The sequence below is a fragment of the Labrys sp. WJW genome, assembly GCF_001676615.1.
GTDB classification, from domain to species: domain Bacteria; phylum Pseudomonadota; class Alphaproteobacteria; order Rhizobiales; family Labraceae; genus Labrys; species Labrys sedimenti.
The window spans coordinates 63,659-89,418 of sequence record NZ_LYXZ01000022.1 but is presented as its reverse complement, the minus strand read 5'-3'; the positions used below and the strand labels follow the sequence as shown (position 1 = coordinate 89,418).

Genomic DNA, 25,760 nt, shown 5'->3' with positions numbered 1-25,760 from the left:
TCAGCCGCCCTTCTTCAGATAGGCCTCGCGGATCGGCGAGACGGCATTGGCATGGGAGGAAAAGCCCTCATAGAGCGCCAGCTTGTGGGAATGGCGGGCGAATTCGGCATAGGCCGGCGGAGTGACATAGCCGATCGAGGAACGCTTGACGAAATCGTTCACCGAAAGCGGGCCGAAGGTGCGGGCCCAGCGGCTGGTCGGCAGCACGGCATTCGGCCCCAGCGAGAAATTGGCGATGCTCACCGGTGTGTGCGTTCCCATCAGGATCTCGGAAGCCTCGGTGATGTGACCGAGATGGATGAAAGGCTCCTCGGACAGGATTTCCAGGTGCTCGGGGGCATAGGCGTTGACGAACGCGTAGCTCTCCTCGATCGAGGAGGTCAGCACCACACCGCCGGTGCTGCCCGTCAGCACGGCCTTGGAGAAGGCGACGCGCTGCTCGGTCATGCGGGCCCAATGCTCGGGCAGGGCGGCGAGCGCCTCCTCGGCGACGCGGCGGCTATGGGTGACGAGATAAGCCGAGGAATCCGGGCCATGCTCGGCCTCGATCAGCAGATCGAGCGCGGCGAGGCCGCCATGCACGCTGTCGTCGGCCAGGATCATCACCTCGGAGGGGCCGGCCGGCAGGCCGGTGTCGATGACACCGGAGAGCAGGCGCTTGGCGGCGACCACCCATGGGCTGCCGGGACCGACGATCTTGAGGGCCGGCTTGACGGTTTCAGTGCCGTAGGCGACGGCGGCGACCGCCTGCGCGCCGCCGACCTTGTAGACGGTCTCCACGCCCGCCAGCCTGGCGGCGACCAGCGTGGCCGCGTCGACCGCGCCGTCGGGCGCCGGCGGGGTGACGATGGCAAGGTTGGGCACGCCGGCGACCACCGCCGGAACCGACGTCATCATGGTCACGGACGGGAAGGAGCCCTTGCCGCGCGGCACGTAGAGGGCGACCGACTGGATCGGGGTGAAGCGATCGCCGGCATAGGCGCCGGGCCGGATCTCCTTCAGCCACATCGCCTCGGGCTTCTGCTCCTCGTGGAAGCGGCGGATATTGTCGATGCCGAAGGTGATCGCCTCGATGACGTCGCTATCGACCTGCCTGAAGGCGGCATCGAACTCGGCCGGCGTGACCTTGAGATTGGCTTCGGTCACTTTGGCTCTGTCCAGCTCCCGGCCGAAGCGGGCCAGCGCGGCGTCGCCCTCGGTCCTGACTGCCTCCAGGATGGGCGCGACCTTCTCGATGAATTTGGAAATGTCCGTTTCCGAACGGCGCAGCAGGGCGGCTTTCTCCTCCGCGCAGAGGCTGGCATAGTCGTAGAAGCGGGCTGAGGTCATCGTTCTATCCTGGATGCGCGGCCTCGCGGGGCCGGGAAGGTCATTTGGATTTGAGGAAGATGTCGAGGCCGACGAGCCGGTCGAGCAAGGCGATGGCAATACCGGCGCAGGCGATGAAGACGACGGAAATGGCGGCCAGGTCCGGCGTGATGATGGAGCGGATGGAATTGTAGATCTGCACCGGCAGCGTGACGGAGCGGGCATCCACCAGGAGCAGGCTGACCAGGAACTCGTTGAGGGCGAGGATGAACATCAGGAGCGAGCCGGTGATCACCCCCGGCAGCACGGCGGGCAGCGTGATGTAGAGGAAGCGCTGCAGGGGTGGCGCACCGCAATTGGCCGCGGCCAGCTCCAGGTCCGGGCTGAGATTGCTGGCGCTCGCCGTGACGGCCCAGATCATGAAGGGCAGGTTGATCACGCAGCAGGCAATGCCGACGGGCCAGAGCCGGCCGAGTACGCCGAGATTGCCGAAGACCAGCATCATGCCGATGCCCGAGCCGATCAGCGGGATGGTGAAGGGCAAGAGCAGGTAGACCTGGATGGAGCGCTCGAAACGGACCTTGTATTTGGCGAGCGCGATGCCGGCCAGGGTGCCGACCGGCACGGCGAAGAGGGTGCAGATCGTCGCCACGATCAACGAGCGCAGGAAGGCCTGGCGCAGGTCGCTCGCCTGGGCGATGGCGCCGTACCAGCGCAGGGAAAGGCCTTCGGGCGGGAAGGTGATGATGTTGCCCGCGGTGAAGGAGGCGCCCAGCACCACGATGGTCGGCGCCGACAGCATCACCAGGGCCGCGATCACGAAGCCCCAGATCACGATGGACTTGCTGGTGCTGCCGGTCATTTGCGCTCTCCGCTCATGGCGAGCGTGCCGGCCCCGAACAGCATGAACACCACGCCGACGAGAAGGGAGCCGACCGCCACCAGCATCAGGCAGAGCGTGGCGCCCAGGCCCTGGTCGGAGGTGCGGAAGAACTGGTCGTAGATGGCGTTGGCGATGAAGTCCTGCGTGCCGCCGCCCAGGATGGCGGGCACCGCGAAATCGGTGAGCGAGAGGGTGACGACGACGAGGCCGGCGCCCACCAGGCCCGGACGGGCGAGGGGCAGCACGATGTGCCGGAAGGTTCGCACCCAGCCGGCGCCGAGCGAGGCGGCGGCGGCTTCCAGTTCCGCCGGTATCGCCGTCAGGGCCGGCGCCAGCATCAGCACGGCGAAGGGCAGCATGTACTGGACGAGGCCGAAGAGCACGGCGGGGTAGTTGTAGAGCAGGCGCATGGGCGCCACGCCGACCAGGCCGAGGGCCTCGTTGACCATGCCCTGGTTGCCCAGGATGATCAGCCAGCCATAGGCGCGCACCACCTGGCCGATGAAGAAGGGCAGGAACAGCGCGACCAGCAGGAATTTGCGCAGGCCCGAGGAGGGCGTGCGCACCATCAGATAGGCATAGGGGAAGGCGAGAATCAGGGTCGCCAGCGTCACGATGACGGCGCCCATCAGGCTGCGGCCGGCCACGGCAGTGAAGAAGCTCTCGCTCACCACGCGCTGGTAATTGGCGAGCGTGTAGTTCTCCGACATCAGGAAGGTGCTGGTGTCGAGGACGCGCAGGCTGGCATCGCCCATCTGAATGAGGCCGAGCACGAGCAGGCCGACCAGCACGAGCGCCGGCAGCAGCATCAGATAGGGCAGGCCCGCCCGGAAGCTCGAAGGCCAGACAAGGGCGGCCAGGCGCTCGAGCGCATCCATGATGCGCCAGGTCAGGGGATAGGCGGCACGCGAAGAGCGCATCCTGTCGGTCCTTGATGGTATGGCCGGGCTCTGAACTCAGGCCTCTCGACTAAGGCAAGTGTGGCGCAAGAATCCCTCCCCGACTTCGGGGAGGGTGGGCCGGCGAAGCCGGCTCGGGTGGGGGAGAGTGGCGCGGCAATGCCGCTTGACTGCTCGATGTCGCGACTCTCCCCCTTCCGTCGATGCTTCGCATCGCCACCTTCCCCGAAGCCTGGGAAGGATATGCGCGCTCTATCCTGCTCACGGCCTCAGCCCTGCATGATTTCCTTGAACTTGGCGAACCACTTGCTCTCGTTCTCCACCTGCGTCCGCGACGAGATGCGGATGAGGTGCTTGAAGTCCTCCTCCTTGGTCGGATAGGCGGGATTGTCGACGAGATCGGCCGGCGGAGTGAGGCCGGGCACCACGCCCGGCAGGCCCAGGCCGTCGAGCCAGATCTGCTGGGCTTCCTTGGTCAGGGCGTGGTCGATGTACTGCTTGGCCCAGTAGAGTTCGTTCTCCGGCAGGCCCTTGGGAATCCACAGCCCGTCCGTGTCGAACTTGGCGCCTTCCTCCGGCACCACCCAGGCGAGGTCGATGCCGTTCTTCTTGGCCTCGCGCGCATTGGTGGAAATCGTGCAGGCCGCGTCGATCTCGCCCTTCTGGAACCAGGTGGTGAAATCGGGATCCTCGCCCAGCAAGGGCTGCTGCTCCTTCACCTTGGCGATGAAGTCCCAGGCAGCCTGCATGTTGGCCGGGATGTCCTCCAGCTTGCCGCCGCCGGCGACCTGCGCGGGGAAATGGAAGCCGATACCGTCATTGTAGAGCGCGATGCGGCGCTTCAGCTTGGGATCGAGCAGGTCCTTCCAGGATTTGGGCGCCCCGTTCGGGAAGGCCGACGGCCTGTAGGCCAGCACATAGACATAGCCATAGGTGTTGACGATCGGATAGCCGTCGAGGCCGACCGGCTTGGCGAGCTCGGTGGTGTTCTTGAGATTGGGCAGATCGGACAGATCCTCGGTCACGCCGCGCAGCGCCGATTTGGTGGCGTTGGTGGTGGTGTCCCAGTTCACATGGATCGGCGGGGTGCGCTTCTGCGCCACGGCCGCCCAGAGCTTGGGCTGGATCTCGTTGTCCTCGGTCAGATCGTGGCGCACGGCGATGCCGGTCTTCTTGGTGAAGCTGTCCGAGACACCCGCCTTCAGGGCGTCGACCCAGCTGCCGCCCCAGGCGCGCACGATGATCTCGGAGGGCTTTTCGGGTTCGGCGGCCATGGCGCGGCCCGTGCCCAAGGCAGCCGTGGCGCTCGCCGCCAGCAGGGAGGCGAGCAGGGTACGCCGGCGGATCTCGACTGACAGGAACTGATCGTGTGACATCACTGGTTCTCCTCTGGATCGGACCTTCTTTGGGTCAATGCGGTTCATTTCAGCGTCTTCGAGTTGGCTCGACCTTTGTCATTTCCGGGCTTGACCCGGCAATGACAAAGGTCGAGCCCGGTTACGCCGGCCGGTGGTTTCTGGATAGCCGGGTCAAGCCCGGCTATGACAAGTTGGAGTCTTTCTGCTTGAGCGAGTTGCGTCGTTTCTGAAGTCACTTCTTGAAGACGTACATATCCTTGGCATTCCATCCCAGGCTGACGGTCTCGCCCGGGGCGAATTGCTGGTGGGAGACGGGATCGTGATCGAAGACCCGCAGCAGCGCGTCCGCGAGGGCCGAAACCCGTATTTCGTAGACGATGCGCTCGCCCTCGAAGATGGAATCCTCGACCACGCCGCCGACGACGGTTTCGAGGCCCTGCAGCCTCTCCGCGCTCGAGGCGATCCGGATCTGCTCGGCCCGGATGGCGCCCTGGCATGCTTCACCGGGCGCCGGCGACCCGGCGGGGCTGGCTGACACGCCGACGAGGCTGCGCCCCGCGCTGGTGAAGGCCAGGGTGGAAGCGGTCGCAGCACCGGCCACGCCCTCGATGAAATTGGTCACGCCGATGAAATTGGCGACGAAGGGGTTGGCCGGCGTCCTGTAGGTGTCGAGCGGACGGGCCTTCTGCTGGATCTGACCGCCATCCATCACGATGATCTCGTCCGAGACCACCAGGGCCTCGCGCTGGTCATGGGTGACGTTGATGGTGGTGACCCCGAGCTCTTTCTGGATGCGGCGGAATTCCAGCTGCATCTCCTCGCGCAGCTTGCGGTCGAGCGCGGCCAGCGGCTCGTCGAGCAGCAGGAGGTCGGGCTCGAACACCAAGGCGCGGGCGATCGCCACACGCTGCTGCTGGCCGCCCGACAATTCGTTGATGCGGCGCGACCCATAGCCGCCGAGGCGCACGAGTTCGAGATAGCGCTCGACCTTGGCGGCAATGCCGCGGGCATCGTGGCGGCGCATCTTGAGGGGGAAGGCGACGTTCTCGGCGGCCGTCATGTGGGGGAAGAGGGCCAGTTTCTGGAACACCATGCCGATGGCTCGCTTGTGTGCGGGCACGGCGCTGACGGGCTGGCCGTTGATGAAGATCTCGCCGCGGCTCGGCGCATCGAAGCCAGCCACCATGCGCAGCAGCGTGGTCTTGCCCGAGCCGGACGGGCCGAGAATGGTAAGGAACTTGCCCCTGGGCAGGTCGAAGGATGCGCTTTTGACCGCATGGACGTCGCCGAAGATCATGGCGACATCCCTGACGGACACGGCAAAGGAACTTGCTCCGCCGGACGCAGATTCCATTTCGTTCCCCTGTCTTCCGAAGCCGCCATCGGCGCCTGCTCATCGGCAGGACGCGCAGCGATACCAAGCTGTATATACAGCTACATACAGGTATGGTCAACGCTGCATGCGCAATTCTTGCTCGTACCGGTTACGGTGATTAATTATTGTGCAGTGTACAGTGTAGGACTGGTTCAAACCAACGAACATTGCAGGGAAATTGTCATTGCGAGCGTAGCGAAGCAATCCAGGGGCCGAATGGTGCAGCGTCCGAGGTCTGGATTGCTTCGCTACGCTCGCAATGACGGTCGGTCCGTCGAGGCTCACCGCCGCCCAGAATCAGATCGAGGCGAGATAGCCGCCGTCGACCGGGATGCAATGGCCGGTGACATAGGCCGAGGCATCCGAGCACAGGAACACTGCGACACCCGCGATGTCCGCCTGCTCGCCGAAGCGCCGCTGCGGGATCTTGGCCAGCATCTGCCCCTGCCACGCCTCGTCCTGGTAGAACACCTCGGTCATCGCCGTGCGGAAATAGCCGGGCGCGATGGCATTGACCCGGATGCCATGGCCGGCCCATTCGGCGGCGAGGGCGCGGGTGACGCCGAGCAGGCCGGATTTGGAGGCGCCATAGGGCACAGCGGTGGGAATGCCGACGAAGGAGGTGAGGGAGCAAAGATTGACGATGGCGCCGCCATCGGCTGCCGCCATGATCCGGCCCGCCGCCTGCGAGCAGAAGAAGGCGCCCTTGAGGTTGGTGGAGACGATCACATCCCACAGGGCTTCGTCGACGTCGAAGGAAGGCCTGACATTCTCGACGCCGGCATTGTTGACCAGGATGTCGAGGCCGCCGAGGGCCTTGGCCGCCTGGCCGATCACGGTGTTGCAGTCGGCGACGTCGGCGACGTCCTGCGCCAGGGCGATGCAGCGGCGCCCGGCCTGTTCGACGAGCCGGCGCGTGTCTTCGAGATTCTCGAGGCGGCGTGCCGTCACGGCGACATCGGCGCCCGCTTCGGCCAGGGCCAAGGCGATGGTCTGGCCGATGCCGCGGCTGGCGCCGGTGACGACGGCGCGGCGGCCGGTGAGATCGAAAATCGGGCGCGACATGATGCTCCTCTCGCCGTTGGGCAAATGGGAATGCCGGCTGCTCTGCAAGCGGCCGGGTGAAGGTGACCTTAATTTCATCAGACAAAGTTGCATGGATCGCAAGGTGGCGAACCCGCGGGCATGAACCTCCAAAGGCCGGGCGGATCCGGACATGAGTTTGCCAAGCCTCATGCCGAGCCTATAGTCCGGGCCAATGCACATCATGATGGTCCGGGAGGGACAGATGGATTCGACGGAACTGCGCGCCATGCAGGCGCCGATCAAGGATCGTTATCGCGCCGATCCGAAAACGGCCCTGATCACCCTGAAAGCCAAGGGCTCGATCGATGGCGAGGGCATCGCGTGCAAGGTCGAAACCGGGCGGGCGCTCGCCACGGCCGGGCTGCATCCGGCGACCGGCGGATCCGGACTGGAATTGTGCTCCGGCGACATGCTGCTGGAAGCCCTGGTGGCCTGCGCCGGCGTGACGCTGAAATCGGTGGCGACGGCGATCGACCTGCCTCTCAAGGCCGGCCAGGTCAGCGCCGAGGGAGACCTCGATTTTCGCGGCACGCTGGGGGTCGACAGGGAGGCGCCGGTCGGCTTTGCCGAGATCCGGCTTCGCTTCGATGTCGACAGCGAGGCGCCGCAGGAGCGGCTCGACCAATTGCTGAAGCTGACCGAACGCTACTGCGTGGTGTTCCAGACCATCAAGAACGGCCCGAAGACGAGCGTGTCGCTGCACCGAATGGCCTGACGCGTCGGGTTGCTCGGGGGAGGCGTTCCCATGACCCAGTGACGGTTCCGGCGGTTGGCGGTCAATTAATTATATTAAGTCTATAAATTTAGTTGACATTATGTCGGCGGCCGTGTGTGCTTTGGTCAGGCCTCGACAGACGGGCCAAATCAAAGCTGGACCGACACGATGACGACGATTTCCTCCGCGCCGCTCGGGCGCCGCTCGCTTCTTAAAATGGGTTCGGCCCTGGCTGCCGCCGCAGCCCTGGGCGGTACCGCCCGGGCCGACGATACCGCCAAGCCGGAAGCGGGATTGCCCTCGCTCAAGGGCAAGACCATCGCGATCAGCGTCGCGGGTACCGATCACTTCTTCGATCTCAAGGCCTATCAGGCCCAGGTCGAGACCGTGAAGGAACTTGGCGGCACGCCGATCGGCCTCGATGCCGGGCGCAACGACAAGACGCTGGTCAGCCAGCTGCAGACCCTGGTGACGCAAAAGCCCGACGCGGTGATCCAGACGCTCGGGACGCTCTCGGTCATCGATCCCTGGCTGAAGAAGCTGCGCCAGGCCGGCATTCCGGTCTTTTCCGTCGACCTGCCTTCGACCAACGTCATCAACACGGCGACCTCGGACAATTTCTCCCTGGGCGCCCAGCTCGCCCTGCAGCTGGTTTCCGATATCGGCGGCAAGGGCAATGTCGTGGTCTTCAACGGCTTTTCGGGCGTTCCGGTCTGCGAGATCCGCTACACCCAGCTGCGCAACGTGCTGAAATATTATCCCGAGGTGAAGATCATCCAGCCCGAATTGCGCGACGTCATCCCCAACACGGTGCAGGATGCCTATGCGCAGATCACCGCTTTGCTCAGCAAATATCCGGACAAGGGATCGATCTCTGCCATCTGGTCGGCCTGGGACATTCCCCAGCTCGGCGCCACCCAGGCCCTGATCGCCGCCGGACGCAGCGAGATCCTCACCTATGGCGTCGACGGCACGCCCGAAGTGCTGGCGCTGGTCAAGGATCCCAAGGCGCCGGCCGGCGCGGTGGCGGCCCAGCAACCCTCCGTCATCGGCCGCCAGGCGGTTTTGAACCTCGCCCGCTATCTCAACGGCGATACCACGCTGCCCTCGCAAACCTTCCTGCCGGCCGTCATCGCCAACAAGAAGAACGCCGCCGAGGTGCAGAAGCAGCTCGGCCAAGCCTAATCAGTACATGATGGCCTGACGCCTGACCGACCCCGCAGGGTGCCCTCGTTGACACCATCCTGCCCAGCCACCCCATCCGCAAGCCGGGATGGGGTGGCTCTTCCGCTTTGCCGGCACCGTGCCGCATTCCCTGGACAAGGGCCGAGCCGGCCGGCGCGCCGGCGACGCCGAGCGACGATCGATGCCATGACCTCACCACCTCCCGTTCTGGCCATGCGCGGCCTCGTCAAGACCTTCGGACCGACCCGGGCGCTCGACGACGCCTCGCTCGTGGTCACGCCCGGTACCGTCCACGGCCTGGTCGGGCAGAACGGCGCCGGCAAGTCGACCCTGATCAAGGCCCTGGCCGGTCTCGTCAGCCCGGAGGCCGGCAGCATCGAATTCGAGGGTAAGCCGCTCGATCATCTCTCTCCCCAGAAGGCCGAGCAGCTCGGCATCGCCTTCATCCACCAGGACCGGCTGCTGGTGCCGACCGCCACCGTCGGCGAGGCGCTGTTCCTGGGGCGCGAAGCCATGGGGTCCCGCTTCGGTGTCTGGCAGGGGAGCCTGCAGCGTCGGGCCGACGAGGCCCTTCGGCATTTCTTCGGCATCACCCTGCCGCGCGGCGCGCTCATCCGCGACCTGTCGACGGCGCAGCAGCAGATCGTCCAGATCACGCGGGCCCTGCTGGCCAAGCCCCGCCTGATCATCTTCGACGAGCCCACGGCGGCCCTGGCCAAGCGCGAGGTCGAAAGCCTGTTCGCCGCCATCGCGCAATTGAAGGCGCGCGGCCTCACCAGTATCTACATCTCGCATTACCTGGCCGAGATCGAGCGCATCTGCGACGTCGTGACCATCATGCGCAACGGCCGGGACGTCGCCCATATCGAGCCCTCGCGCACGACGATCGGCGAGATCACCCGGCTCATGGTCGATCGTGACGTCAAGGACCTCTTCCCCCGGCATCGCGCCGGGCGCGGCAAGCCCGTGCTGTCCGTTACGGGCCTCGATGCGCCGCCGGCCTTCGCCAATGTGTCCTTGGCCGTGCATCGCGGCGAAGTGGTCGGGCTGACCGGGTTGCTCGGTTCCGGGGCCAAGGAACTGGTCCAGGCTCTGTTCGGGCTGCGGCCGGCGCGGGCAGGCACGATCGAGGTCGACGGACGGGCGCGGCGCCTCTCCAGTCCGGTGGCAGCGGCACAGGCGGGTCTCGCCTTGGTGCCGGAGGACCGCCGGGCCCAGGGCGTGGCGCTCGGCCTCTCCATCCGCGAGAACGCCACCCTCGCCAGTCTCGGTCAGATCACACGCCTGGGCTGGCTCGACCGCTCCGGCGAGCGTTCGAAGGTGTCGAGGCTGATCGAGGCACTCAAGATCAAGGCCAGCAGCCAGGATGCGCCCGTGCGCACCCTCAGCGGCGGCAACCAGCAGAAGGTGGTGATCGCCAAGTGGCTGGCGCGCCGTTCCGACGTCTATGTCCTCGACGAGCCGACGGTGGGCGTCGACGTCGCGGCCAAGGCCGAGATCTATCGCCTCATCGCCGAGCTGGCGGAGGAGGGGGCGGGCGTCCTGCTGCTCTCGGCCGATCTCGACGAGCTTCTGGGCGTGTGCGACCGCGTCCTGGTGATGCATCGAGGCGGTGTGGTCGGCACCTATGAGACCGCTGCTACCTCGTCCGACCAGCTGCTGGCCGCGGCCTTGACGGGCGTCGGCCCAGGGGAAGGAGCCAGCCATGCCGCATGAGACCCTGGACGCCATCGCTTCCGCGACATCAGCCTCGATCCGGCCCGAACCTCACGCGACGCGGGCAGGAACACGCTGGCGGGATCTTGCCGGCGGTGCCGGTGCCCGCCTGGTCCGGGCCGGTGGGCTGCTGTTCTTCCTGGCCGTGATGGCTTTCTTCGCCATCAACGTGCCCTCCTTTGTCTCGCCCGCCAATATCGGCCTCATCCTGTCGCAATCGGCGGTGCTGGGCATCTTGGGGTTCGGCCTGACGCTGGTGCTGATCGCCGGCGGCTCGGATGTGATCGCCGGCGGCATCGATCTCTCCCTGGCTGGCACGCTCGGGCTTTCGGCCGCGATCTTCGCCTTGCTCAACCAGGCGGGCTTCTCGGACCTTGCCTGCGTGACGGCCTCGCTCGGCGTCGGCCTTCTCGTCGGCCTGGTCAATGCCATTGCCGTGGTCTGGCTCAGGATCCTGCCCTTGCTGGCGACCCTGGCCGCCATGAATGTCTGCGCCGGGCTCGAACTGGTGGTGACCGAGAACACCACCATTCCCGCCGCCTCGCCGCTGATCGACTGGCTCGGCCTGCCGGGACCGCTCGACATTCCCGTGCTCGGCTGGCTACTCCTGGCCCTCTGCGCGGTCCTGGCCGTTTTGTTGCATCTCACGCCTTTCGGCCTGCGTGCCTATGCGGTGGGCGGCCATCGCGAGGCGGCCAAGGCCGCCGGTATCGCCGTCGACCGTTATGTCGCATTGTCCTATGTCGCCAGCGGGCTGCTGGGCGGGCTGGCGGGCGTTGTGTCGGTCGCCTTCCTCAGCGGGGCGACCGGGGGCTCGGGCGACATGCTGCTGCCGGTGGTGGCGACCGCCTTTCTCGGCTTCATGTTTTCGCGCCGGCTGGTGCCGACCGTGGCGGGCACGCTGCTCGCCGCCGTCTTCCTGGGGGCGCTCACCAACGGATTCCAGCTCCTCCATGTCTCGACCTACTGGGTCAACGGCATCGAGGGCGTGTTGATCCTGGCCGTCGTCGCCGCCACCGCCAATCTCGCACGCAGGAGGGCGTCATGAGCGCCGTTGGGGCCGAAGGGCCGCGCACGCGGCCGGCATCCGAGCTGCTGCGCTTCGGCATTCCGCTGGCCCTCGTGCTCGTCGTGGCCGTCTTCTCCGTGCTGGCGCCGGGCTTCCTGACGCTTGGCAACATCACCGGGGTGCTGGTCAACAATGTCGCCCTGACGGCCATCGTCGCCATCGCCATGACCCTGACGGTGGCCTCGGGCGGCACCGATCTGTCGGTGGGCACGGCCGTGGATCTCGGCAGCCTCGCCTTCGTCTCGGCGGTGTCCTCGGGCCAGCCGGTGGCGCTCGCCTGCCTCTATGGCGTCGGCGCGGGCATCGGCACCGGGCTCTTCAACGCCGTCCTGATCGCGCGCCTGTCGATCACGCCGTTCCTGGCGACCCTCGGCACGCTCTTCATCGGCCACAGCCTGCAGCAGCTCACCACCGATGGCGGCAATCCCGCCTATGTGCCGGCCGGCAGCATACCGCCGGCGCTGGCCTTCATCGGCCACGGCACCCTCCTCGGCGTGCCGGTCTCGCTGCTCCTCGTCGCGGTGCTGGCGCTCGGCGCTTGGCTCCTCCTGGAGAAATCGAGCTTCGGCCGCACGGTTCTCGCCGTCGGCACCCAGGAGGAGGTCGCGCGCTATTCCGGCCTGCCGGTCCGGCGGATCCTGGCGATCGTCTATATCCTGTCCGGGGCCGTCGCCGCCGTGACGGGCATCCTGCTCTCCTCCAACGTCAACGCCTATGTGCCCTATTCGGGCAATGCCTATCTGCTCAACGCCATCGGCGCGGCCTTCATCGGCACCTCGCTCAGCCGTACCCGGCGCGCCAGCATTGCCGGCACGATCCTCGGCGTGCTCCTGTTCGGCTTCGTCTCCAACGGCCTGCTCCTGATCGGCTGGAACTTCTACTGGCAGCAGGTCGGCGCCGGCGTCCTGATCTTCCTCGCTCTGCTGCTGGCCTTTGCCGGCCGGCGCGAGAATTGAGGGGCTCGATCGAGCCGGATCATTTTTCTGCTTAGATCATTCAATCATACCCGGCTTCCCGGCCATGCCGGATGGCGAGAATCACAACTTTGTCTCCATCGTAGCGATAGAGGGCCACATAGCCATCGCGGCCGAACGTGATGACGAGTTCTCGCTCTTCGGCGCCTGGGATCGGGCGTCCTATTTCAGGGTGTGCTGCGAGCGTCTGGATGATCGTCGCTGCGGCCCGCTTGGCCGCCAAACGGCTTTTGGAATTCAGGAACGCCCGCAGCCTTTCGAGATCGCGAAAAGCGGCAGGCGAGAAGATCACCTGTGGCATACAGGCGGGGCCTTCTCGTCATCCGTGCCCCATGTCTCCAGCCAGGCGGCGACTTCGTCCCCGGTTACGTGTAAGCCGGTTGCCTGATACTCATCCCATGCCTTGCGAGCGTCATCGTAGAACGCCTGGCGTTTTTCTTCACGCTCGACATATTGATGGATTGCTTCCTTCATCAGCCAATGCGGCTTGCGATGCCGGGCGTCGGCCAGTCGCTGGAGGCGATCCTTGACCTCGGGGTCCAGCTTGATGCTGGTCGTGGTGGAAGCAGGTGGCATCAAGGCGCCTCCCGGTGGGTGTTACCTGGTGTTACTTTATCGAAGTTTGGCGCCCCGCACCAGAGCGACCGATCAAGAGCTCTCTGCTTGGACGCGACCCTAGTCCCCGGCAGGCGCCATCGCGAGGGCCAGCACATGGTCGCGCGTCAGGGCGGCGAGCGGCAGGGGGCCGGGCGCCCTGGGGTCGACCCAGGCGATCTCCTCGATCTCGGCGGTGGCGGCGACGGGCTCGGCGATGTCGAGGCGGAAGATCTCGGCCTCGACCATCCGGTCGTCCTCATGCGCCGCCGGCGCCTCGAACCGGCCGAGGTAGACGGGCCTGCCCGGATCGACCGTCAGGCCGATCTCCTCGGCGAGCTCGCGGCACAGGGCCTGCCGGGGCCGCTCGTCGGGCTCGATCTTGCCGCCCGGCTGCATGAAGACCGTTGTCCCTCGTTTTCTGACCAGGAGTGTCATACCGTCGGGGCGGACGATGACGGCGGCTGCAATACGAATCGCATCGGGGGAAGGCATAGCGTCATCCTAACACTCCCGTTGTGATTTTCCTTCGTGGTGGTTTCGACCGTCTTTGCGAGCTCTGCCAATCCGCAAGATTGGCATGGCGAAGCAATCCAGGAGCTGCAAATACCTGTCTCCCAGCTCCTGGATTGCTTCGCTACGCTCGCAATGACGATTGAATGATCGGTTGATGATAGGGGGAGGCTGGATGCGCGATGGTGTCATGACGAGGCTCGGCGATGCGTAACCTGCCGCTCGGCGTGCTGCGCACCTTCGAGGCGGCGGCACGCCATGAAAGCTTGACCCGGGCCGCCGGCGAGCTCGCCTTGACCGACAGCGCCGTCAGCCACCAGCTGCGGCGGCTGGAGGAGGTGCTGGGCTATCCGCTCTTCCACAAGGCGGGCCGCGGCGTGGTGCTCACCGACGCCGGGCGGGTGTTCGCCAAGACGGTGTCGGCCGCGTTGCAGGACATCACCAACACGGCGCTGCGCCTGTCGGAGGCGGACCAGGATGGCGGGCGCATCGGCATTGCCTGCCCGCCGATGTTCGCCAGCGGCTGGCTTGCCAAGAATCTCGCGGATTTCTGCCAGGACCACCTCGCCGTCGAATGCCATATCAAGCTCACCGAGAACCACCGCATCCATGAGCTGGTGGATGCCGATATCGGCATCGTCTTCGGCGCCGGCGGCTGGGACGACAAATGGTCGGCGCAGCTCGCCCATGTCAGCATCATGCCCGTCTGCAGCCCGACCTTGTTCCAGCGCATCGGCCGGCGCATCACCAGCCCGGTGGAATTGCGCAGCGCCATCCTGCTGCACTGGGACGACGGTTCGGAATGGCGGCGCTGGCTCTCCGAGGCCGGGGAGCGGGATTTCGGCCCCTATAGCCGCCATCTCTATTGCAGCGATCTCGGCATGGCGATCGACCTCGCCATCAACGGCACCGGCGTCGCCCTGGCCAGCGACACGCTCTCGGGCGCCGACGTCAGGAACGGCACGCTGCTGCGGCCCTTCTCCACCACCATCGATGCTTTCGGCGGCTGGTATGTCGTCTCCACCCATGCCGGCCTGCAGCGCTCGGGCGTGCGGCTCTTCCTGCGCTGGCTGCTCGCACGCTTCGGCAAGGATGCCGCGGCCTGGGAGATCGGTTAACTGGATGGTGTACAGTTGAGATCCATTCAGGAATTGGCCGGATAGGCCGCTCGGCCATGCCTCCTTCGCAGGCAATCTGCTCTGGGAATGCACAATAGATGAAATGACGTCATCTATTTGATGATCAAATATCAATTGCCCCGGGCCGGCCTTCTGATTTTATGAAGCCGTGGCGATTGGACGGACAAGTCCGGCGCAGGAGAGGGGTCTTGGTGGCGGACGCACGCGGCCGGATTGGAAAGAAGCATGCACAAGCTGGCCGTGGACGGTATCCGCAAATCCTATGGCAAGGTCGAGGTCCTCAAGGGCGTGTCGCTCCAGGCCGCGGCCGGTGACGTCATCAGCATCATCGGGGCCAGCGGCTCAGGCAAGAGCACCTTCCTGCGCTGCATCAATTTCCTCGAGCGTCCCACCGCCGGCAGCATCGTCATCGACGGCGAGGCGCTGAAGACGGTGAGGGATGGCGACGGCTTCCTCAGGGCCACCGACAAGCGGCAGCTCCAGCGCATGCGCAGCCGCCTCGCCATGGTGTTCCAGAATTTCTGCCTGTGGTCGCATATGAGCGTCATCGACAACGTCATCGAGGCGCCGATCAGCGTGCTGGGCGTCTCCAGAGCGGAGGCGACCGAGCGGGCCAAGGCCAATCTCGCCAAGGTCGGCCTCGGCCAGGAGGTGCTGCAGCGCTATCCCGCCCATCTCTCCGGCGGCCAGCAGCAGCGCGTGGCGATCGCCCGGGCGCTCAGCATGAACCCCGACGTGATGCTGTTCGACGAGCCGACCTCGGCGCTCGATCCGGAACTGGTGAGCGAGGTGCTCAAGGTCATGCAGTCCCTCGCCGAGGAGGGCCGCACCATGATCGTGGTGACGCATGAGATGGGCTTTGCCCGCCATGCCTCCAGCCGCGTCGTCTTCCTGCACAACGGCGCCATCGAGGAAGAGGGCCCGCCCGAAGCCGTTTTCACCGATGCCCGCAGCGACAGGCTGCGGCAATTCCTTGCCGGGCGTCTGCAGCACTAAAGCATCGTTCCGAAAAGTGGACGCCGGTTTTCGGAAAAAACGATGCGACAACAGAACCTACGGCCTGGCCAAGGCCGGTGGAAACCGGCTCCCGCAAACAAACCCCATCCCGAGAGACCCATCATGAGCATTCGCATCAGAAACGCCGTCGCCGCCCTCCTGCTCGGCCTTGCCGCCTCCGGCGCCCAGGCCTTGACCGCTCAGGCCGCCGACAAGATCAAGATCGCCACCGACGCCACCTTCCCGCCCTTCGAATCGATCGATGCCAACGGCAAGCTGGTCGGCTACGACGTCGAGTTGATGCAGGCGATCTGCGAGGCCGCCAAGCTCGACTGCGACATCTTCAACGCCGCCTGGGACGGCATGATCCCCGGCCTGATCGACGGCAAATATGATGCGCTGATCTCCCAGCTCACTGTCACCGAGAAGCGCCGCAAGGTGATCGCCTTCTCCGACATCTACAACCACCCGATCTTCCGCTTCGTGGCCAAGAAGGGCGCCTCCTTCGAGTTCACGCCGGAGGGCATGGCCGGCAAGACCATCGCGGTGCAGACCGGCACGCCGATGGACGCCTATGTCACCAGCCACTTCCCCAAGGCTGTGATCAAGCGCTACGACACCGGCAGCGCCCCCTATCTGGAGCTGACCGCCGGCCGCGCCGAGCTGCACATCAGCTACCAGGCCCAGATCACCGCCAGCTTCCTGAAGTCGGATGCCGGCAAGGATTACGAGCTGGTCGGCCCGCAACTCACCGGCAAGGACGCCAAGGAGTTCGGCGAGGGCGTCGCCATCGCCATCGGCAAGAAGAACACCGCCTTGGTGGCCGAGATCAACAAGGGCCTCGCCATCCTCAGGGACAGCGGCAAGCTCAAGGCGCTGGACGCCAAATATTTCGGCGAATGACCGGAGATGGTCCTCGATTTCGTCCGCACGATCCTGGCGGCAGGGGCGATCACCCTGCTGCTGGCCTTCGCCTCGCTGGTGGTGGCCGTCCTGCTCGGCCTCGGCGCGGCCCTGTGCAAGGTCTCGCGCCATAGGACGCTGGCGGCCATTGCGGGGATCTACACCTTCGTGGTGCGCGGCATCCCCGATCTCGTGATGATGCTGCTGGTCTTCTACAGCCTGCCCTCCTTCATCGGCCAGGTCGCCGAATGGCTCGGCTTCGACATCCAGGTCGAGTTCTCCCCGCTGGGCGCCGGCATCGCCACGCTCGGGCTGATCTTCGGCGCCTATATGACCGAGACCTTCAAGAGCGCGCTCCTCAACATCCCGCGCGGCCAGATCGAGGCGGCCGAGGCCTATGGGCTCAGCCGCACCCGCATCTTCACCCGCATCGTGCTGCCGCAGATGATCCGCCTGGCGCTGCCCGGCTTCACCAACAACTGGCTGGTGCTGGTCAAGGCGACGGCTTTGGTCTCGCTCATCGGCCTGCAGGACGTGATGTTCCGCGCCAAGGGGGCGGCCGAGGCCACCGGCAAGCCCTTCACCTTCTACCTGGTCGCCGGCGGCTTCTATCTCGCCATCACCATCCTCTCCATGCTGGTGCTGGCCTGGCTGGCGCGGCGCTACGAACTCGGCACAAGGAAGCTGGCGCCATGAACTGGGACGTCATTGCCGAAAATCTCGGCCTCTATGCCGAAGGCGCCCAGCTGACGCTGATCCTCACCGTCGCGTCCCTGGCGATCTCCTTCTGCCTCGCCATCCCGCTTTCCTTCGCGCGCAACAGCGCCAACCGGCTGATCCGCAGCCTGATCTTCGCCTACACGCTGGTCTTCCGCGGCACGCCGCTTCTGGTGCAGCTCTTCCTGATCTATTTCGGCCTCGCCCAGTTCGAGCTGGTGCGCCAGAGCCTGCTCTGGCCCTGGCTCTCCAGCCCGCTCGTCTGCGTGCTGATCGCCTTCGTGCTCAACACCACCGCCTACACCACCGAGATCTTCGCCGGGGCGCTGCGCCACATCCCGCCCGGCGAGGTGGAGGCCGCCACCGCCTATGGCATGTCCGACTGGACGCGGGCGCGGCGCATCCTGGTGCCGGCGATGCTGACGCGGGCGCTGCCGCTCTACGGCAACGAGACCATCATGATGCTGCACGCCACCTCGCTCGCCAGCACCGTCACCCTGCTGGAGACCACCGGCGTCGCCCGCATGATCACGCTGAACTACTACATCCAGTTCGAGCCCTATGTCGCGGCCGCGATCGTCTACCTCGTCCTGACCTTCGTCCTGGTCGGCGCCTTTCGCCTCGTCGAGCGCCGCTGGGCCGGCTACCTCGACGTGCGCCCATCCTGAGGCGTTTTCCGCAATGCCAGTACCCGCAAACGCCGGCCGGTCCAGGCAATCACCGCTGTCATCCCTGGCCCCTGGATTCCCTTCCCGCCGCCTGCGGCGGCGCCGGGAATGCCAGCTCTGATTTCAACGCCGCCGGCATTGGCGCTGCGCGCCGCCCGCCGATTTCCCCCGTTTTTCCAACCCGATGCCGCCCCAGGGCGGCCCGCATGAAGGACCCTTATCATGAACCAGAAAGCCGATCTCGGCGCGCTGTTCGGCGCGGCGGCCGATACGCTCACCTTCCTCGGCCTGGAGGAGTGCCGCGACCTCGCTGAACTCACCGCCCCGATCGCCCTGATCGGCGCGCCCTGCGCCACGCCCTACCGCTCCGTCGGCGCCTATTGCCGCAACGCGCCCGACGCCCTGCGCCGCGCCACCGCCGCCTTCACCGCCAATGTCGACCGCCACGATTTCGACAATGGCGGCAAGGTCTTCCCGGAGCCGCGCCTGCGTGCCGTCGATTGCGGCAACCTGCCCTATGACGAGAATGACGGCGCCGCCAACCGCGCCGCCATCGCCGCCGCCGTCAAGGCCATCCGCGCCCGCGGTGCGGTGCCGATCGTGCTGGGGGGCGACGATTCCATCCCCATCCCCATGCTCGAAGCCCTGGGGGCGGAGGAGGGCGCCCGCTACACCATCCTGCAGATCGATGCCCATATCGACTGGCGCGAGGTGCATATGGACGAGCGCCTCGGCCTGTCCTCCACCATGCGCCGGGCGTCGGAAATGCCCCATATCGAGCGCATCATCCAGGTGGGCGCCCGCGGCATCGGCTCGGCCGCGACCAGCGACTATGAGGATGCGCTGGCCTGGGGCGTCAAATTCGTGCCGGCTTATGACCTGCACCGCCAGGGCGTCGAAGCCGCTCTCGACCTCATCCCCGAAGGCAGCCGCATCGTCATCTGCATCGACGCCGACGCCCTCGACCCGGCTCTGGTGCCCGGCGTCATCGGCCGCGCCCCGGGGGGCCTCACCTACTACCAGCTCGTCGACCTCATCAAGGGCGCCGCCCGCCGCGGCCGCATCGAGGCGATGGACTTCGTGGAATTCATGCCCGAGCGCGATGTGGACGGCATCGGCGCGCTGACGTTTGCAAGGGCGATCACCACGGCGCTGGGCGTGATTGCACGGCAGCGGGCGTGAGGGGCGAGAGGACGGCCGCCGGTGCAGAGCCGGCGGCACCCGTATGAAAGGCTGCCGTTCTCAATCGCTGGCCGGCTCATACCAGGCCTCATGAAGCTTGACCCGTCATCCCCGGCGGGGTCGAAGACCCCGGGAAGGGGATCCAGGGGCTGTGGTTCACGTCTGTTGGCCCCTGGATCCCCTTCCCCTCGCTGTCGCTCACAAGCGGAGCTTGTGAGGATACGGCCGGGGATGACGGGTCGCGCCCTTGGCGCGCGGGTCTACTACCCGGCGTTCCTCATGAAGTCACCCGCGGCGCAAAGCGCACGCCGGCCGTCTTCCAGGCCGGCGTTCCAGACGGGCCAGGCGTGGATCATATGCGGCCAGATCTCGAGCCGCACCGGCACATCCGCGCTCCCCGCTGCCTCGGCAAGCCGCGTTGCGTCCGACAGCAACGTCTCGGCCGAACCAACCTGGATCAGCAGCGGCGGGAAGCCGCGCAGGTCGGCGAACAAGGGCGAGATGAGCGGGTCGCCACGGTCCGTCCCCGCCGGGACATAGGCGGCGGCAAGCTCCTCCAGATAGGCCTTGTGGATGATCGGATCGATCGGCTCCTTGCCGGCGAGCGTCGCGCCCGACATGGTGAGATCGGTCCAGGGCGAAATCAGCCAGGCACAGCGGGGCAGGGGCTCGCCGGCGGCGTGCAGGCGGCCGATCAGGGCCAGAGTGAGATTGCCGCCCGCACTGTCGCCGCCGACCGCGATGTCTTCGGCGGCGACGCCCTGCCGCCGCAGGAAGCGCCATGCGGCGAGTGCGTCCTGGTGCTGGGCCGGAAACGGGTGTTCGGGCGCGCGGCGATAGTCGATCGCCAGGGTCCGCATGCGCGCCGCGCGGCCGGCTTCCGTCACCAGCCGGCGATGGCTCCTGATCGAGCCCGAGCAATAGCCGCCGCCATGGAAGTAGAGCAGCACCTTCTCCGCCTCGCTGCCCGGCGCCATCGACCATTCGCCGGGGACGCCGTCGCACAGGACACCCGTGCACAGGATGTCCTCGGCCACGGGCCAGTGTGTGCCGACCTCGTCGAGCCGGGCGCGCCGCTCGCCCCATCCGACCGGCCGGGGCTTGGAGGCCAGCAAGTCGCGGATGGCGGCGATTTCCTGCAGGGTGCGCTCGCGGTCGGCCACGGCATGCTCCTTGATAAAGACTGGCGCATCGTGACACTATGCCTGGTAATCGATGGCCGCAATCAGTCGTAATTTACGCTACGGCAGTGAGGCCGAGGTGAAACGCGTCTTATTTTTGCGGCGGCGAACGCTCTAATCTTTCGAGACGGCGTAATACCAGCGGCCGCGACGTTTGACCCACGCGTCATTGCGAGCTCTGCCGATCCGCAGGATTGGCATGGCGAAGCAATCCAGGAGCCACGGCCACCACGTCTTCCGGCCCTGGATTGCTTCGCTACGCTCGCCATGACGGTGCTTGATCGGGCAAGCATCTATGCCGTTGGTGTAATGCTGGAGCGTCGTTGTATTGCCGGATAACCATCCCGATTGAATAAATCGGATGGCTGCCCGTCAGGCCGGGCGGATTGAACAGCGCCGGTGGGCGCCGGGCCGGAGAGCGGCACCCGGCGACGCGGCGCTGCAATTGCTCCGGTCCCATGCGTGCTGGGAGGAGAGGGAGATGCAGATGCTGCCGATAGCCCACCCCGACGAAGCGAATACAGCCCCTGGCCTGTCCCTTGCAAGCGCTTACGCGACCGCTGTCCTGGGCTGGCTGCTTTCGGCCGGCGTCTACATCGCGGCCAAATGGGCGGCGCCGGAAATGGGCCCCTGGGCCCTCTGCTTCTGTCGGCTCTTGCTGGCCTGCGCGATCCTGCTGCCGATCGTGCACCGCCACTACGGCGCGATCATCGCCTTGATTCGCTCGCGGGCGCTGGAGGTCCTCATCGTCGGCGCTGTTGGACTGACCCTGTGCCAGGGCATGATCTATACGGGCCTCCATTCCACCAACGCGACCACGGCCGGCATCATCATGGCGCTGTCACCAGTGATGACCATGGTGATTGCCCGCATCGTGTTGGGCGAACCGCTCGGCCTGTGGAAGGCCATCGGCGCGCTGCTCGCCCTGGCCGGCATGCTGGTCATCGTCGCCCATGGCGATCTCGGCGCGCTCGAGGGGCTGCAGTTCAGTGCCGGCGAATTGTGGATCGTCGGCAGCGCCTTCTGCTGGGGCCTCTACACCGTGCTCCTGCGCCGTGCCAGATTCGGCATCCCCCTGCTGCCCACGGTGGTGGTCCTGCTCGGCGCCGGCGCCCTTGCCGCCTTGCCTTTCTATCTGTGGGAGCTGACCGGCGGCGGCTCGGCCCTGAATGCCAACGGCCTGCTGGCGCTCGCCTATCTGGCCGGGCCGGGCGGCGCGCTGATGTATTATCTCTACAATCGCAGCGTCGAGGCACTCGGCGCCGGCCGTGCCAGCATGCTGCTCTACCTGCAGACCGTCTTCGTGGCCCTGCTCGCCTATCTCCTGCTCGGGGAAAGCCTGCACGACTACGACATCTGGGGTGCGGCTTTTATCGTTGTCGGGCTGGTGTTGCCGGCATTGATCAAGCAAAGGCCCGACGTTGTTTAAGGAGGATGGATGGACGCCGGAGAGACATCGACGCCATTTGACCCTTCGCGATCTTCCACGTACCTCGTAGCAAAACGACCGCTCAGCGGCCTGTTTCGGACGTTGGCAACGGTTTTAGGATCTCGTGAAAGCCGACCGCGCAGTAACACCACTGGTATCTGAAGCCGAATAAGACTGTGATGACTCACGTAGTTCGCGGATTTCGCAAACAATCTCGCATGTTGGCCAAGTGACAAAATGGGAAGCGTCTGAGATAGTGAATTGGGGGGGCAGACTGTGCCAAGTCTTACCGAGAATATTGAGAACCGCGTCCGGAAGCTCGCTAAGCCGTCCAACAATTCACAAGGTTTACAGCCGCTATTCGAGGCGGTTAGCAATGCGATGTTTGCCATCGAAGACCGGCAGAAGCTGACCCCGGACCACAAAGGCCGAGTTGATGTCCGAATCACGGAACTCAGTGATTCATCAAAGGTCAGGATTGAAGTCGAAGATAATGGCATCGGCCTCGATGATCCTCGATATAAGGCATTCTGTGAGGTCGATACAGACTTCAAGAAGGCGAAGGGCGGCAAGGGCGTAGGACGGCTTTTCTGGCTGGATGCATTTAGTCGTATCCGCGTCGAGAGCTCATACGATGAAAACGGAGCCGACAAGCGACGCGCCTTTCGCTTCGAACTGAACAATGATGAGCAGATCGTCACCGATAATCCCAAAGGCGAGGCAGCGGATCGATACGGCACATTGATTCAGTTCGTTGGCCTCCGTGGAGCCGAATACATTCATCATTTCCCGAAGCGAGCCGACACCTTCCTTCGTTACTTCACTGCTCACTTCATCGCAGACTTCTTAATGGGGAATGGTCCGGAAGTGGTCGTCCAGATCGGAGATCAGATCGCTCGATACCCCAAGGAGGTGTCTGATCTCGTCATAGGTAAGCCGTTGAAGACAAGTGACTTCGACACTGAGGATTTCGGCACGTTGTCGATCGTCGGCTTCGCGTGTAGGCCAGAGGCTAGTACCGGGCTCGATGGGAATCATCAATTACACCTGCTTGCTGACGGCCGGACGGTCGAGTCGAGAAAAATCGATAATCTCCTCGGGCTTCGTTCACTGTCAGCACAAGGTGAGGATGGTCTATTCTTTCATGGATGCGTGACAGGCGACTATCTGGACAAACGCGTCAACGAGGGGCGCACGGCCTTTAACATCCCTGAGAAGACACTCAAAGATCTTACCCGTCATTGCGTCGATCAGGTAAAAGCGAGATTCTTCCCTGATCAGCTAGCGGGATATCTGAAAGAACGCAGGGAGAACTACGAAGCCTTCGTCAGGCGACATCCAATATATGGCTTTGACGAAACAGAGGTACAGCTTGATAGGGTCCCGTTCCATGCTACTGAGCCGGAGGACTTCGCTGCTGGGTTGGTGAAATATCAGATACGACGTGACGAGAGCCGCACTGTGGCAATGCAGGGTATAATCGACCAACTTGAGAGTTCGGCATCGGTTTCGGCAAATTTCAGTGATGTTGTCTTAAAAGCTGCGGCGGACATTCATGCATCAGAAAAGCTAGCGCTGGCACAGCACGTCGTACGCCGAAAGCTAGTATTGGAACTTGTGGACAAGATGATCCGGCGTGTCCGTCAACGCGAAGGCAAGGAGGATGACTATCATCTGGAAAAGTCCCTCCACTCGTTGATCGTACCCATGGGCATACGGGGCGATGATCACAACGAGCGAAAGAGCCGGGCGCACGATCTTTGGATCGTAGACGAGCGGCTTGCATTCACCCGCGCATTCTCATCGGATAAGCGGCTCGATGTTCTTCTGAAAGAGGGCGGAACAGATTTTCGATCAGACCTAATCGTCTGGAATTTGGCCTACGGCTTAGGTGTCACAGATCCCGATGGGGACCCCGACAACGTCGATATCTCTGAACCATTGCGGAAGATGATGATTGTGGAATTCAAGCGGCCGGGACGAAAGGACTATAAGGGCGTCGAAGACCAGATCGAGGTCCAAATAATCAAGTACCTGTCGCAGTTGAAGAATGGTGAGATAGAGAGTTTTTCGCGAGAGCGCATACGCGTCGCGGATGACTGCATCTTCTATTGCTACGTAGTTGCCGACATCGTCGGCGATCTCGTCCATCAATTATCTGGATGGCAGACCACCGCGAACGGTGAAGGCAGAATCCGGCCGCTACTGAACGCCTACCGAGGGTCCATTGAGGTTGTACAATGGCGCGATCTGATCAACGACGCTTGGCTCCGGAATCAGGCGAGTATAAGTGCGGCTGGGCTCAGTAGGAGTCGCGACATAGCCTAGTAAGATCGGAAAATTTATAGTTTTATAAAAATCTATACAGGCATGTGTTTAAAGAATCTCGTTACGACAGAGAGCTTCGGGTCTTTCAACTCACCAATTTCTTTGCTTACTTGGCGAACGAATTCGTGTGTCGTTTCGTAGCAATCATATGCCTCGTTGCTCGTTGGCATATATCCTTCATGCATGACGCGGCTGCGAAGCCCATAAGCCATCTGGTACCATTTTCCGACCTTGGTAGCCTCTGATGTGTGATCCCAATTTCCTTTGAGGAACTTCGATCCGAGGTATCGATTCAGGAATTGGGGAATACCTCGTTGCATCTCTGCCTTGAGGTTCGCGATGGGATCGCCATCTAAAGCCATAAGTTCGGCGGTTATGCGGACAAGGAATGTCTCCGCCCATATCGCAGAACAAACAACGCAGTCAGCGTACTCGCCATTTCCATGGGCACGAATAGCTTTCTGTTGCCAACGACCCGCATGGTTGACCAATTTAACGGGTTCCGTGTCCCTGATCTTCTCATATTCGTCATCAAAGCCCATCAGGGCATTTAGAATCGGAGCAATCTGTGGCGAAAGGGTTGGGATATGCAATCGTTCGTGCTGGAGCGAGATTCGATCAACGATCCCTTCGATCACTTTAACATGTGCCACCTCGAAATTTGACTGTCTTTGGATTTCTCCTAAACCAACTGGTATTGCCTTACCTGTCGCGAATTCCATGTTTTGGATCACCTCATTTGCATAATTTAGAGCAGCAGTGATGTGATCATTGCAATCTTCTTGTGCTGTCCAAAGTAAAGTTAGGCATGTATCCTCATAATCTGGAAAAGAGACATTGTCTCCAATTACGTCTTTTCTAAGAACAGTATGAAAAATTGCGAATAGATAACCGTAGTCCATGTATCTACACACATGGAAATGATTTATTACTCCGGGAAATGAGATGTATTTATCGCCAAGATAGATATTAAAGAAGAAGACATCGTTCTTCTCGTAGAACTTATCATCGCCAGACAGGTCGATGAGCATCGTTAGCAAATATTCGGTGTTAGTCTGGGAATAGGCTCCTGCGTCAATAATCGGCATTGAAGTCGCCTTCTGTGATTTAGCGATATCCATCGTAATCGTGATCGCAGCTTACATCAGGGCTGAGAGGTGGTCGAACACGAAGCGATCTCATAAAAGAATATTTTTGCGCAACGTGAAACCTGCAGCAACTATTCATTTAGTTATTGCTGGCCTCATAGCAGGAAAACGGTGAATAAGACGCAACGTACTATTGTCGAAGCTTCAATAAGGTAGCAGACTTACTCGGTAGGCTGAAAATTTATATCGAATAAAGGCGAATGGTCGTTTTAGTAAGTGCTGATTTCAGATCGCAACGGCTTCAATGAGGCGGCGTCGGAACAGTAGCTTTAATCTCTGGTATCCCGAGAGTAGACATTCAGCTCCCGGCCTCATTTGGAATATTCGCTTAAGCCTGTATTCGTGACAGCTCTTGGAGCAAAGGGGCCATTGGGCCCTCTGAAAAGCGTCCCAT

At 63.7% G+C, this 25,760-nt stretch carries 24 protein-coding genes; 13 read left to right on the top strand and 11 right to left on the bottom strand.

Annotated elements, in window-relative coordinates; translation table 11 throughout:
* The 6 genes from hisD to BA190_RS15735 all read right to left on the bottom strand — a co-directional run bounded on the left by hisD (nt 1) and on the right by BA190_RS15735 (nt 6,888).
* Nucleotides 1-1,329 (bottom strand): histidinol dehydrogenase, encoded by a 1,329-nt coding sequence (gene hisD / locus BA190_RS15760; RefSeq protein WP_068289104.1) that lies wholly within the window; start codon nt 1,327-1,329, stop codon nt 1-3.
* A gap of 40 nt (nt 1,330-1,369) precedes the next feature.
* Nucleotides 1,370-2,170 carry an ABC transporter permease gene (locus BA190_RS15755; RefSeq protein ID WP_068289101.1) on the bottom strand — a complete coding sequence of 267 codons (801 nt, stop codon included), beginning with the start codon at nt 2,168-2,170 and terminating at the stop codon, nt 1,370-1,372.
* Nucleotides 2,167-3,111, bottom strand: coding sequence for an ABC transporter permease (locus BA190_RS15750; protein WP_068289098.1), 945 nt, complete (start codon nt 3,109-3,111; stop codon nt 2,167-2,169). Before BA190_RS15750 ends, BA190_RS15755 begins: the two co-directional genes overlap by 4 nt.
* Nucleotides 3,112-3,359: 248 nt before the next feature.
* Nucleotides 3,360-4,466, bottom strand: a complete 1,107-nt coding sequence (locus tag BA190_RS15745) for an ABC transporter substrate-binding protein (RefSeq protein ID WP_068289097.1) — start codon at nt 4,464-4,466, stop codon at nt 3,360-3,362.
* A 214-nt stretch (nt 4,467-4,680) separates the two neighbouring features.
* Nucleotides 4,681-5,802, bottom strand: a complete 1,122-nt coding sequence (locus BA190_RS15740; RefSeq protein WP_068289096.1) for an ABC transporter ATP-binding protein — start codon at nt 5,800-5,802, stop codon at nt 4,681-4,683.
* A 318-nt stretch (nt 5,803-6,120) separates the two neighbouring features.
* Nucleotides 6,121-6,888: an SDR family NAD(P)-dependent oxidoreductase gene (locus tag BA190_RS15735; RefSeq protein WP_068289480.1), complete on the bottom strand. Its 768-nt coding sequence runs from the start codon at nt 6,886-6,888 to the stop codon at nt 6,121-6,123.
* A gap of 223 nt (nt 6,889-7,111) precedes the next feature.
* On the opposite strand from BA190_RS15735, the gene BA190_RS15730 reads away from it, so the two are divergent.
* The 5 genes from BA190_RS15730 to BA190_RS15710 all read left to right on the top strand — a co-directional run bounded on the left by BA190_RS15730 (nt 7,112) and on the right by BA190_RS15710 (nt 12,550).
* On the top strand, nt 7,112-7,624 hold the full coding sequence (locus BA190_RS15730) for an OsmC family protein (RefSeq protein WP_068289095.1): 513 nt from the start codon (nt 7,112-7,114) through the stop codon (nt 7,622-7,624).
* Between the two features lie 168 nt (nt 7,625-7,792).
* The gene (locus BA190_RS15725) at nt 7,793-8,809 is read left to right on the top strand and encodes a sugar ABC transporter substrate-binding protein (protein WP_068289094.1); all 1,017 of its coding nucleotides are present in this window, start codon (nt 7,793-7,795) and stop codon (nt 8,807-8,809) included.
* A 186-nt stretch (nt 8,810-8,995) separates the two neighbouring features.
* On the top strand, nt 8,996-10,525 hold the full coding sequence (locus BA190_RS15720; protein ID WP_068289091.1) for a sugar ABC transporter ATP-binding protein: 1,530 nt from the start codon (nt 8,996-8,998) through the stop codon (nt 10,523-10,525).
* Complete coding sequence (locus BA190_RS15715) at nt 10,515-11,573, top strand: ABC transporter permease (RefSeq protein WP_082979770.1); 1,059 nt, start codon at nt 10,515-10,517, stop codon at nt 11,571-11,573. Before BA190_RS15720 ends, BA190_RS15715 begins: the two co-directional genes overlap by 11 nt.
* The gene (locus BA190_RS15710; RefSeq protein WP_068289088.1) at nt 11,570-12,550 is read left to right on the top strand and encodes an ABC transporter permease; all 981 of its coding nucleotides are present in this window, start codon (nt 11,570-11,572) and stop codon (nt 12,548-12,550) included. The genes BA190_RS15715 and BA190_RS15710 overlap by 4 nt, the downstream gene beginning before the upstream one ends.
* 40 nt (nt 12,551-12,590) lie before the next feature.
* On the opposite strand, the gene BA190_RS15705 is transcribed toward BA190_RS15710, so the two are convergent.
* The 3 genes from BA190_RS15705 to BA190_RS15695 all read right to left on the bottom strand — a co-directional run bounded on the left by BA190_RS15705 (nt 12,591) and on the right by BA190_RS15695 (nt 13,657).
* Nucleotides 12,591-12,869 carry a type II toxin-antitoxin system RelE/ParE family toxin gene (locus tag BA190_RS15705; protein WP_068289085.1) on the bottom strand — a complete coding sequence of 93 codons (279 nt, stop codon included), beginning with the start codon at nt 12,867-12,869 and terminating at the stop codon, nt 12,591-12,593.
* Nucleotides 12,857-13,144: a CopG family ribbon-helix-helix protein gene (locus BA190_RS15700; protein ID WP_068289082.1), complete on the bottom strand. Its 288-nt coding sequence runs from the start codon at nt 13,142-13,144 to the stop codon at nt 12,857-12,859. The genes BA190_RS15705 and BA190_RS15700 overlap by 13 nt, the downstream gene beginning before the upstream one ends.
* A 99-nt stretch (nt 13,145-13,243) precedes the next feature.
* Nucleotides 13,244-13,657, bottom strand: a complete 414-nt coding sequence (locus BA190_RS15695) for an NUDIX domain-containing protein (RefSeq protein ID WP_068289079.1) — start codon at nt 13,655-13,657, stop codon at nt 13,244-13,246.
* A 224-nt stretch (nt 13,658-13,881) separates the two neighbouring features.
* Between BA190_RS15695 and BA190_RS15690 the strand changes: the two genes are divergently transcribed.
* The 6 genes from BA190_RS15690 (at nt 13,882) to BA190_RS15665 (ending at nt 19,280) form a co-directional block, all read left to right on the top strand.
* The gene (locus tag BA190_RS15690) at nt 13,882-14,793 is read left to right on the top strand and encodes a LysR substrate-binding domain-containing protein (protein WP_068289076.1); all 912 of its coding nucleotides are present in this window, start codon (nt 13,882-13,884) and stop codon (nt 14,791-14,793) included.
* Between the two features lie 246 nt (nt 14,794-15,039).
* Nucleotides 15,040-15,810 carry an ABC transporter ATP-binding protein gene (locus BA190_RS15685; protein ID WP_068289073.1) on the top strand — a complete coding sequence of 257 codons (771 nt, stop codon included), beginning with the start codon at nt 15,040-15,042 and terminating at the stop codon, nt 15,808-15,810.
* A 123-nt stretch (nt 15,811-15,933) separates the two neighbouring features.
* Nucleotides 15,934-16,713 carry a transporter substrate-binding domain-containing protein gene (locus BA190_RS15680; RefSeq protein ID WP_068289069.1) on the top strand — a complete coding sequence of 260 codons (780 nt, stop codon included), beginning with the start codon at nt 15,934-15,936 and terminating at the stop codon, nt 16,711-16,713.
* Nucleotides 16,714-16,719: 6 nt separating this feature from the next.
* Nucleotides 16,720-17,409 (top strand): ABC transporter permease, encoded by a 690-nt coding sequence (locus BA190_RS15675; RefSeq protein WP_068289066.1) that lies wholly within the window; start codon nt 16,720-16,722, stop codon nt 17,407-17,409.
* Nucleotides 17,406-18,098: an ABC transporter permease gene (locus tag BA190_RS15670; RefSeq protein WP_068289063.1), complete on the top strand. Its 693-nt coding sequence runs from the start codon at nt 17,406-17,408 to the stop codon at nt 18,096-18,098. Before BA190_RS15675 ends, BA190_RS15670 begins: the two co-directional genes overlap by 4 nt.
* A gap of 222 nt (nt 18,099-18,320) precedes the next feature.
* Nucleotides 18,321-19,280 (top strand): arginase family protein, encoded by a 960-nt coding sequence (locus tag BA190_RS15665; protein WP_068289060.1) that lies wholly within the window; start codon nt 18,321-18,323, stop codon nt 19,278-19,280.
* A gap of 263 nt (nt 19,281-19,543) precedes the next feature.
* Here the strand turns inward: BA190_RS15665 and BA190_RS15660 are convergent, their stop codons facing one another.
* Nucleotides 19,544-20,443 (bottom strand): alpha/beta hydrolase, encoded by a 900-nt coding sequence (locus tag BA190_RS15660; RefSeq protein WP_245314744.1) that lies wholly within the window; start codon nt 20,441-20,443, stop codon nt 19,544-19,546.
* 499 nt (nt 20,444-20,942) lie between these two features.
* Between BA190_RS15660 and BA190_RS15655 the strand changes: the two genes are divergently transcribed.
* Nucleotides 20,943-21,890: a DMT family transporter gene (locus tag BA190_RS15655; protein ID WP_068289057.1), complete on the top strand. Its 948-nt coding sequence runs from the start codon at nt 20,943-20,945 to the stop codon at nt 21,888-21,890.
* 276 nt (nt 21,891-22,166) lie between these two features.
* Nucleotides 22,167-24,218, top strand: coding sequence for a hypothetical protein (locus BA190_RS15650; RefSeq protein WP_156771530.1), 2,052 nt, complete (start codon nt 22,167-22,169; stop codon nt 24,216-24,218).
* Nucleotides 24,219-24,250: 32 nt separating this feature from the next.
* Here BA190_RS15650 and BA190_RS15645 read toward each other — a convergent pair whose 3' ends face one another.
* Entirely contained in the window at nt 24,251-25,306 is a 1,056-nt protein-coding gene (locus BA190_RS15645) for a hypothetical protein (RefSeq protein ID WP_068289048.1), read from the bottom strand.
* Nucleotides 25,307-25,760 lie beyond the last annotated feature (454 nt).

Bases quoted from the DNA above. Each gene is read 5' to 3' on its own strand.
- hisD (WP_068289104.1), bottom strand. From the start codon at position 1,329: ATGACCTCAGCCCGCTTCTACGACTATGCCAGCCTCTGCGCGGAGGAG.
- BA190_RS15755 (WP_068289101.1), bottom strand. From the start codon at position 2,170: ATGACCGGCAGCACCAGCAAGTCCATCGTGATCTGGGGCTTCGTGATC.
- BA190_RS15750 (WP_068289098.1), bottom strand. From the start codon at position 3,111: ATGCGCTCTTCGCGTGCCGCCTATCCCCTGACCTGGCGCATCATGGAT.
- BA190_RS15745 (WP_068289097.1), bottom strand. From the start codon at position 4,466: ATGTCACACGATCAGTTCCTGTCAGTCGAGATCCGCCGGCGTACCCTG.
- BA190_RS15740 (WP_068289096.1), bottom strand. From the start codon at position 5,802: ATGGAATCTGCGTCCGGCGGAGCAAGTTCCTTTGCCGTGTCCGTCAGG.
- BA190_RS15735 (WP_068289480.1), bottom strand. From the start codon at position 6,888: ATGTCGCGCCCGATTTTCGATCTCACCGGCCGCCGCGCCGTCGTCACC.
- BA190_RS15730 (WP_068289095.1), top strand. From the start codon at position 7,112: ATGGATTCGACGGAACTGCGCGCCATGCAGGCGCCGATCAAGGATCGT.
- BA190_RS15725 (WP_068289094.1), top strand. From the start codon at position 7,793: ATGACGACGATTTCCTCCGCGCCGCTCGGGCGCCGCTCGCTTCTTAAA.
- BA190_RS15720 (WP_068289091.1), top strand. From the start codon at position 8,996: ATGACCTCACCACCTCCCGTTCTGGCCATGCGCGGCCTCGTCAAGACC.
- BA190_RS15715 (WP_082979770.1), top strand. From the start codon at position 10,515: ATGCCGCATGAGACCCTGGACGCCATCGCTTCCGCGACATCAGCCTCG.
- BA190_RS15710 (WP_068289088.1), top strand. From the start codon at position 11,570: ATGAGCGCCGTTGGGGCCGAAGGGCCGCGCACGCGGCCGGCATCCGAG.
- BA190_RS15705 (WP_068289085.1), bottom strand. From the start codon at position 12,869: ATGCCACAGGTGATCTTCTCGCCTGCCGCTTTTCGCGATCTCGAAAGG.
- BA190_RS15700 (WP_068289082.1), bottom strand. From the start codon at position 13,144: ATGCCACCTGCTTCCACCACGACCAGCATCAAGCTGGACCCCGAGGTC.
- BA190_RS15695 (WP_068289079.1), bottom strand. From the start codon at position 13,657: ATGCCTTCCCCCGATGCGATTCGTATTGCAGCCGCCGTCATCGTCCGC.
- BA190_RS15690 (WP_068289076.1), top strand. From the start codon at position 13,882: ATGCGTAACCTGCCGCTCGGCGTGCTGCGCACCTTCGAGGCGGCGGCA.
- BA190_RS15685 (WP_068289073.1), top strand. From the start codon at position 15,040: ATGCACAAGCTGGCCGTGGACGGTATCCGCAAATCCTATGGCAAGGTC.
- BA190_RS15680 (WP_068289069.1), top strand. From the start codon at position 15,934: ATGAGCATTCGCATCAGAAACGCCGTCGCCGCCCTCCTGCTCGGCCTT.
- BA190_RS15675 (WP_068289066.1), top strand. From the start codon at position 16,720: ATGGTCCTCGATTTCGTCCGCACGATCCTGGCGGCAGGGGCGATCACC.
- BA190_RS15670 (WP_068289063.1), top strand. From the start codon at position 17,406: ATGAACTGGGACGTCATTGCCGAAAATCTCGGCCTCTATGCCGAAGGC.
- BA190_RS15665 (WP_068289060.1), top strand. From the start codon at position 18,321: ATGAACCAGAAAGCCGATCTCGGCGCGCTGTTCGGCGCGGCGGCCGAT.
- BA190_RS15655 (WP_068289057.1), top strand. From the start codon at position 20,943: ATGCAGATGCTGCCGATAGCCCACCCCGACGAAGCGAATACAGCCCCT.
- BA190_RS15645 (WP_068289048.1), bottom strand. From the start codon at position 25,306: ATGCCGATTATTGACGCAGGAGCCTATTCCCAGACTAACACCGAATAT.